The organism is Bacillus sp. B2-WWTP-C-10-Post-4, from assembly GCF_009183805.1.
In the GTDB taxonomy this organism is placed as follows: domain Bacteria; phylum Bacillota; class Bacilli; order Bacillales; family Bacillaceae_G; genus Bacillus_A; species Bacillus_A cereus.
Genome location: NZ_WEII01000154.1, coordinates 1 through 7,199, shown reverse-complemented (window position 1 = coordinate 7,199; position 7,199 = coordinate 1). Strand labels below are relative to the sequence as shown.

The following is a 7,199-nucleotide window of genomic DNA, read 5'->3' as shown; positions in this document are numbered from 1 at the left end:
GTTCACATATTTATTCATGAAATACCGAAAAAGCGTTGGCATTTTCTTTTCTAATATCGTTACATTGTGTTTCGTATAAACAATTTTTATCTTTTTTTTAATAAACTTTTGAATTAGAAAAGCATATAATACCATTCGCAAACTATTTGCATGAATAAGTTCTATCTTTCGTTTACAAATTTCGTTTCGTAAATAATAAATATTTCTCAAATGATTCCATCGACTAAGTAATATAAAATTTTCTTTTCTAGTAAGAGATTCATATAGTTCTCCATCACCTGCAGCTGTATAAATCTTAAAATCATCATAACGCAAATTACTTTCCAATTTACAGAAATAGCTTTCGGCTCCGCCAGTTATCAATTTATCTGTCATCAACAGTATATTCATAATTGCGTCTTCCCAACTACATTGATTTTATTTTTTTTATAAGCATGATAAGCATACTTACTAAAATAGTAAAAAATTTGCACCGAATTCAGTCGTTCTTGTTCCCTTAACAATTTCCAATACCGAAAAGCTGCTCTAATTTTATTTCTCGAAACAGAATTTGTAACAATTCTATATTTTGCTAACACTTGCTGTATCCCTTTTGCTTCATACCCTTCATGTAATAAGTTCAGCCATAACGCTGTATCCTCCGGCTGTATACTAGGCATTTCGACATACGGAATTTTTTCACGATCAATCATCACTGTTAAACACCCGATAATTGTATTTCCTACTAAATAATGATAGTCAACAGATTTTGGTACACTCACTTCACGATTTAATTCATTACCATTTTCATCAATTAAACTATACGACGCATATGAAAAAGCTATATTCATTTCTTCCATAAATAACAATTGTGTCTTCAATTTATGTGGCAACCATATATCATCACTATCTAAAAAGGCAATGTACCTTCCTCTTGCCTCTTGGATCGCTAAATTCCGAGCTTTAGCAGCACCAACATTTTCTTTTAATGATAATAACCTAATTCGTGAGTCTCCTTCTATTATCTCTTTAATTTTTGCGGCAGATTGGTCGGTTGAACCGTCATCAACGATAATCATTTCCCAGTTTTCATACGATTGATTCTGTACAGATGAAATTGTCTCACCTATAAATCGTATACTATTATAAGAAGGTGTTATTACAGAAACATAAGGCGGCTCGTTATGTGCTGATAGACATTTTACCATCTATCTTTCCCCTTCCTTCATATATTGAAATATACTTCACAACAACTGCTAAAAATAAAAAGAACGCTTCGTTAATAATGAGTGACAATGACATCATCTGAAATAAAAATGCAATCATAGTCAATAGAAGATATGGTTTTTCACGAAACAAAGTATGCTGCGCTAGCTTGAACATTAATATGAATAAAAACGCGCTATATAGAAGAAAACCAATTGTACCCGATTCAGACAAAATTTCTAAAAATGTATTGTGTACATATAATTTTTCATTAAATTGATACTCATAATAATTCGAAAAGTTAAAAGCGCCGATTCCAATATATGGATTGGATAAATAATATTTAAAAGCAGCTTCCCATAATGTAAATCTACCACTTCCATTATCATGGGAAAAATCAGAAATTCGTTTATTTAATATATCATCTAATTGGCCCCCCATTACACTATTCGATAAACTAAAAATAACTACACTAAACAATACTAAACTCATAATTATTTTTATTTTTTTGGCGAAACTAGACATACATATATATACAAAAACGACAAGTACAAGCGCTAATATACCGCCCCTTGAAAAGGTTAATAGACTTGTCGTAACACATAAAATCAATCCTAAGATGTTAGTAATATTTTGTAAATTCGTCATATAGTACATAAAAAATATTGTATTATAAAAAATAAAAATGTTAGGATCATCTAGCAATCCAATTAATCGTGGATATCCTCTATCCACTAATAACCCAGCAAAAATTTCTCTCTCTTCTCCACCGTATAAACTAAAGTATTGTAAACCAATTATATATAGTATTAGACTTACAACATTAAATACTACTCCTACATAAGCAATAGATGATTCAAGTACCACTATTTCAGTATTCCCCAATAAATTCCTCATTATAAAATAGCATCCTAAAACGAGTAGCACGCCAAAAATCATACGAATACTAGCATTTAAATACATAGAAAGAATTCCACTTAAACAATAAATGAAATAAAACAGTAAAAATACAACTTCATGAAAATATAACTTTTGAATATGAAATTTTTTAATTGTTAAACAAAAATATATGACTAAAAAAATCATATATATCTTCAATGAAAATCCAATATATAAATTGTATTTACTTAACATAACAAATAATATTAGAAGAATAATCCATCCCATCGATACTTTCATATTATTTTCCATAGGCTATATCCCCTGTTTCGTAATATAATCCTTTTTGCGTATTTTTCTTATAAAAGAAAGAAGAAGTTTTTTCAGCTCATAATCATATAGGAATATGGCAGCTACTACGATTAATATATTAAGAACAAGCGCAATTAAATGATATGTATGCAATATATATTGCACTCCAATAAAGGTTACACCAAAATAAATTGTATACGGTATTACAATTTGGAATACAATTTTTTTCTTCACTACACTTACCGCTATGTATCCCACTAAAGCGACGATTTCAAATAAAACCATAGCGTATGCCGCTCCTATCACTCCACCAATACTACTAAAGCTATAAAGCATAACCCCACCTATCACCAATGCTACACACTGCACAACAGTCCTCTTATTTTGACATCCACTCGTCGTTAAACCGTCAGCAATGGCAATATTTAAACTTTGTAGCACAATAAGAAATGATAATATTTGGAGTGGTTCTACTGCATCGCTCCATTCTTCATGAAAAAATATAGAAATAAAGTATGGTGCTAAATGATATAAACCGATTGTCATACATATTCCTACAATCGCCATTGATTTAATTTGAAGCAAATTTAATTTCGTATGCTCTTCTATATTATTCTGGTTATAATGCTTAAAAAGCACTGGAAAAAATGCACCTGCAATTACCCCTGGTACTTGATATAAAGCTGCCGGCATCCGGTACGCCACTGCAAAAACACCTACTATACTTAATGGCAATGTATAGTTAAGCAAGATAGGCGCTAATTGTGGCGTACTCATTATTAAAAAACCGCTTATAATAAAGGGAGTTAATTGCCAAAATAACGCTTTATGAATTACGACTTTCATATTCATTTTCGTCTTTCTTCTCATGATATATATACTGAATAAACCGCCGATCATATACCCAAAAGCATATAAGCGAGCCGTTACATACACCGGTAACTCTCCGAAAATACAAAAACATGTAATTATAATGACAACTGATGCTGATACAACTTTTATGAGCGCTATATACTTCATACGTTCCGTCAGTTGAAAATAGGCAATCCCTATGTTTTGCCAAGTTAATCCTATTAACATGAAAAACATTACGTTTATCATCATATAAATTAAATTTTTATCCGCATACATATAATGAATAGCAATATAACCGATGATAGAAATAAAAATAAGTAGAATCATCCTTATTTTTATATACGATGATAAAATCTGCTCTAAATCTGCTCCATCCTTTGCCCCTTCTCGAAGAAACGTATTACTAAGTCCTAAGTCTGTAAAGAATAACATAACAAACGTCACTGCTATGGCAACACTAAACATCCCATAATGTTGTGCGTTAAAAAAGTTTGCTAAAACAATTAAACTGACGGCCTGAAGAAGGTTAGCTAAAATCGTACTATAAAATAGATGGATAATATTGTTTAGAATAGATCTACCCATACAAGTTCTCCTTTGCAAGTAACCTACTTACATATGTTGTTTATTTACATATATATTTATCTTGCACCATTACCGTTCAATACAATTAAAACGGTTTTACATAAAATACGGATGTCCATCCGAAATGTTTTCATTTCAATATACTCCATGTCCAGCCTCAACTTTTCCTTTGGATCAAGATTATACCCTCCATTTATTTGTGCCCATCCTGTTAATCCTGGTTTTACTATTAAACGTTCCTTAAATTCTGGAATATACGCATCAAACTCATTATAAAAAAACTCTCTCTCTGGTCTAGGGCCTACAAAAGACATATCTCCTCTTAAAATGTTTAAAAGTTGCGGTAATTCATCAATTCTCGTTTTTCTTATAAACAATCCAACTTTTGTAATTCTTTGATCATGTTCTGTTGCCCATTGTGGTCCGTTCATTTCAGCATCCTTTACCATCGACCTTAATTTAAATACATTAAACTTCTTCCCGTTTATACCTAAACGTTCTTGAAAATATATTGGAGCCCCTGATGTTTCTAAAGTAATCATAATACAAAAGAACAACATAATTGGTATTGTTAATAGTAACAATATGATTGAAAATATAATATCAAACAAGCGTTTTACACTTCGATTCAATATGCTAGGCTTTTCTTGAGCCGGAATCGTATACAACTTGGCTTGATTTGTTTCACGAATCATGGATCGTTACCCCCACATTCAAGAATATAAAATTATACCTATTACTTCACATTCTTTCCTATTTATATCCGCTATTACTTTTTGCACTGTACGTAGTGAATCTTTTCGCTTTTTAACTGCTAAAACCACTCCATCGCATTTCCCTGCAATAATGTGCGTAGCAGGAAGCTCAAATACTTCAGAAGAATAAAAGAAAATGTAATCAAAATCTTCTTTCCACTTAGCAATCGCATTATCAAATTCATCCATAGCAACTAAGGGCGTCCCTGTGTGTACTGTTTTTTTTGCAGGAATACAATATAAGTATTTAGACAAATTACTAGAAAAAGATTCATAATTACAGGGGGAAGAGCTTATTATATCGTTTACTGTTATCATGTGATCACTTTGTAATAATACATGTAATTTTGGGTCAGAAAAATTCACATCAATAAGTAACACCTTTTTCTTCATTTCAGCAAACACTAGACCCATATTTACTATAAGCGAGGCAACAACACCTCTGTCCTTCGTTGAACTAACTGTGAACAGTTGTTTTCCAGATTTTCTCAACTCGTGATACACCGTATAAAACTGCTCTTTCATCAGATCATCATGCAAATCGAATGGCAGCTGTTTCTTTGTCCTAAACATCGACATGTTCACCTCGATATATAGATGATTGTTTATCAACCTCTGTAGATTTCTGTTTTCTATTCGGTTTCATATTTATGTGACCAATAACAGAGACTGTTGTTATTTTCTCTAAATCTTGTTCCGTGTATATACGTTCATCAAAATAATCTCGAAATACAGCTAAACCTATCCCAACAAAAAAACTAACAATTAAAGAAATAGGAATGATCAGTTGAAATTTCGGAAACAATTTTTCAGCCTGTTCCTGTAACTCAGGATCCGTCAACACTTTCACACCTTGTACATTTGTGTACTGTTGAAAACTTTTTTGTGATTGCTCTGCCAATGTCTTTACAATGTCTTTCACGACTTTCGGATTGGAATCTTTTACTGTAACAGTTACAATTTGTGAGTTGTCCGTATTCACTACCGAGATTTTTTGTGCTAATTCATAACTTGATTGCTCTAATTTCAAAGTTTTTTTGACTGTTGAAATAATTAATGGGCTTTTTAAAATATCAACATACGATGTTACTAGTTGCTTATTTTCTTGTGTTTTATTTGTTGAATTTTCCTTATTAAACTCATCTAAATTCCCAACAAGAATTTGCGTTGAATATTGATATGACGGCTTTAAAACATACATAGAGATAAGAACTAAAGAAGCGGTTAAACAACACATCGTTAAAATAATCGTTACGAATCTTCTTTTCAATAATTGTTGAAAATCTTTTATACTCATTTCTTGCTTCAATTATTTCACCGCCCTTTTCTGAATAACATCCTGCAAGTCACTCTTTACAGATACCCCTCTCTTCTTTCTATCCACTTGTTTTGTTACATACTTTCCGACTCTGAATGCAAATTTTTCTACATATATATACGAAAGTATTGCAAATATAAACGAAAATATAAGTGAAAAAATTAAAATAATAGGCAACGGTAATATTTCATGGAGCATGTATATAAGGGAAAACAACGATATAATATGGTATAAATAAAGACTGTAAGAAATCTTCCCCAAATATAACAAGTATTTATTGCGTAGCAAGGATGACAAAGTTGATATTGACAAACTTAATATGACAAATAGACTTGCACTTATCGCCACTACGTAGTCTCGAAATATAAAATTATTGAGTACTTTAATTTCTCCAATAAGTCCTTCATACATAAAAAGTAAAATCGCAAATAAAAACCATGCAATTTTCGTATTTTTAGTACAATTACTATAAAAAACTATTAAATTATTTTTATACTTCGCAACTAGTGCTCCGAGTAAAAACAGCACCGTATAATGCAACGTTAATGCATAGCTTGTTAATGTTAAGCCCGAGCGAAACAAAAATAATATTACGACAGAACATATACTAAAACTAAACAATAATAGTAATGAACACCTTAACGTTTTTCGTAAACAAATCATCAAAATTAACGGAAAAATTATTGATATTCGCATTTCATGGACAAGTGACCAAATCACACCGTTATATGCATCTGTATTATATTTCCCAACCAATAAAATATGTTGCGCTATTAAGCTTGGAGAACTTTCAATCGTCCATGAGCGATTAAACCATTCACTTAAATAAGAAATACCATATTCACTAATTGTAGCTTGGCATATAATAGCTATAATTATTGCCACAATATAAGGAATATATATTCTGCATATACGTTTTAAAAGGTATGACCCATAGCTACTATAGGTTTTTTGAATAGATTCATACAAAACAAATCCGCTCAAAACAAAAAAGATAATAACAGATTCGTTACCACTACTAAAAATAAGACGAGCAGGCGTTTCTTTTAATAGATACACAACAAATGGTTTATTATCTTCATAGCTGTAATTTTGAAATGCTGAAAAAATCATTAAATGATGACCGATCATTACTATTAATGAAGAAATCCCTCTTATAGAATCCAATTCCTCGTATCTCTTCATCTTTTTACATCAACTCCTAATGAAATGATAATAATCATTTCAAAGCGACATCTTTATTCATATTCCTCTCCTTTCTTTTCATTCCAATTTTTCATATTAAAATGATTTTATAGTATAAATTTGAG

General features: G+C 31.0%; 8 protein-coding genes. All 8 read right to left on the bottom strand.

Annotation, left to right across the window (positions count from 1 at the left end):
* A partial coding sequence (locus tag GBN78_RS27505) for a glycosyltransferase (protein WP_152127917.1) occupies nt 1–390 on the bottom strand: 390 nt, incomplete at its 3' end.
* Complete coding sequence (locus GBN78_RS27500) at nt 387–1,187, bottom strand: glycosyltransferase family 2 protein (RefSeq protein ID WP_000237686.1); 801 nt, start codon at nt 1,185–1,187, stop codon at nt 387–389. The genes GBN78_RS27505 and GBN78_RS27500, both read right to left, overlap by 4 nt.
* A complete protein-coding gene (locus tag GBN78_RS27495; RefSeq protein ID WP_152127916.1) occupies nt 1,162–2,376 on the bottom strand; it encodes an O-antigen ligase family protein in 1,215 nt (404 codons plus the stop codon). Before GBN78_RS27495 ends, GBN78_RS27500 begins: the two co-directional genes overlap by 26 nt.
* Before the next feature lie 3 nt (nt 2,377–2,379).
* Entirely contained in the window at nt 2,380–3,816 is a 1,437-nt protein-coding gene (locus GBN78_RS27490; protein WP_025967086.1) for an oligosaccharide flippase family protein, read from the bottom strand.
* A gap of 56 nt (nt 3,817–3,872) precedes the next feature.
* Nucleotides 3,873–4,511, bottom strand: a complete 639-nt coding sequence (locus tag GBN78_RS27485; protein ID WP_000617652.1) for a sugar transferase — start codon at nt 4,509–4,511, stop codon at nt 3,873–3,875.
* Nucleotides 4,512–4,529: 18 nt separating this feature from the next.
* On the bottom strand, nt 4,530–5,150 hold the full coding sequence (locus tag GBN78_RS27480) for a CpsD/CapB family tyrosine-protein kinase (RefSeq protein ID WP_025967085.1): 621 nt from the start codon (nt 5,148–5,150) through the stop codon (nt 4,530–4,532).
* Nucleotides 5,137–5,880, bottom strand: coding sequence for a YveK family protein (locus tag GBN78_RS27475; protein WP_000807059.1), 744 nt, complete (start codon nt 5,878–5,880; stop codon nt 5,137–5,139). The genes GBN78_RS27480 and GBN78_RS27475 overlap by 14 nt, the downstream gene beginning before the upstream one ends.
* The gene (locus GBN78_RS27470; protein WP_025967084.1) at nt 5,881–7,074 is read right to left on the bottom strand and encodes an acyltransferase family protein; all 1,194 of its coding nucleotides are present in this window, start codon (nt 7,072–7,074) and stop codon (nt 5,881–5,883) included.
* Nucleotides 7,075–7,199 lie beyond the last annotated feature (125 nt).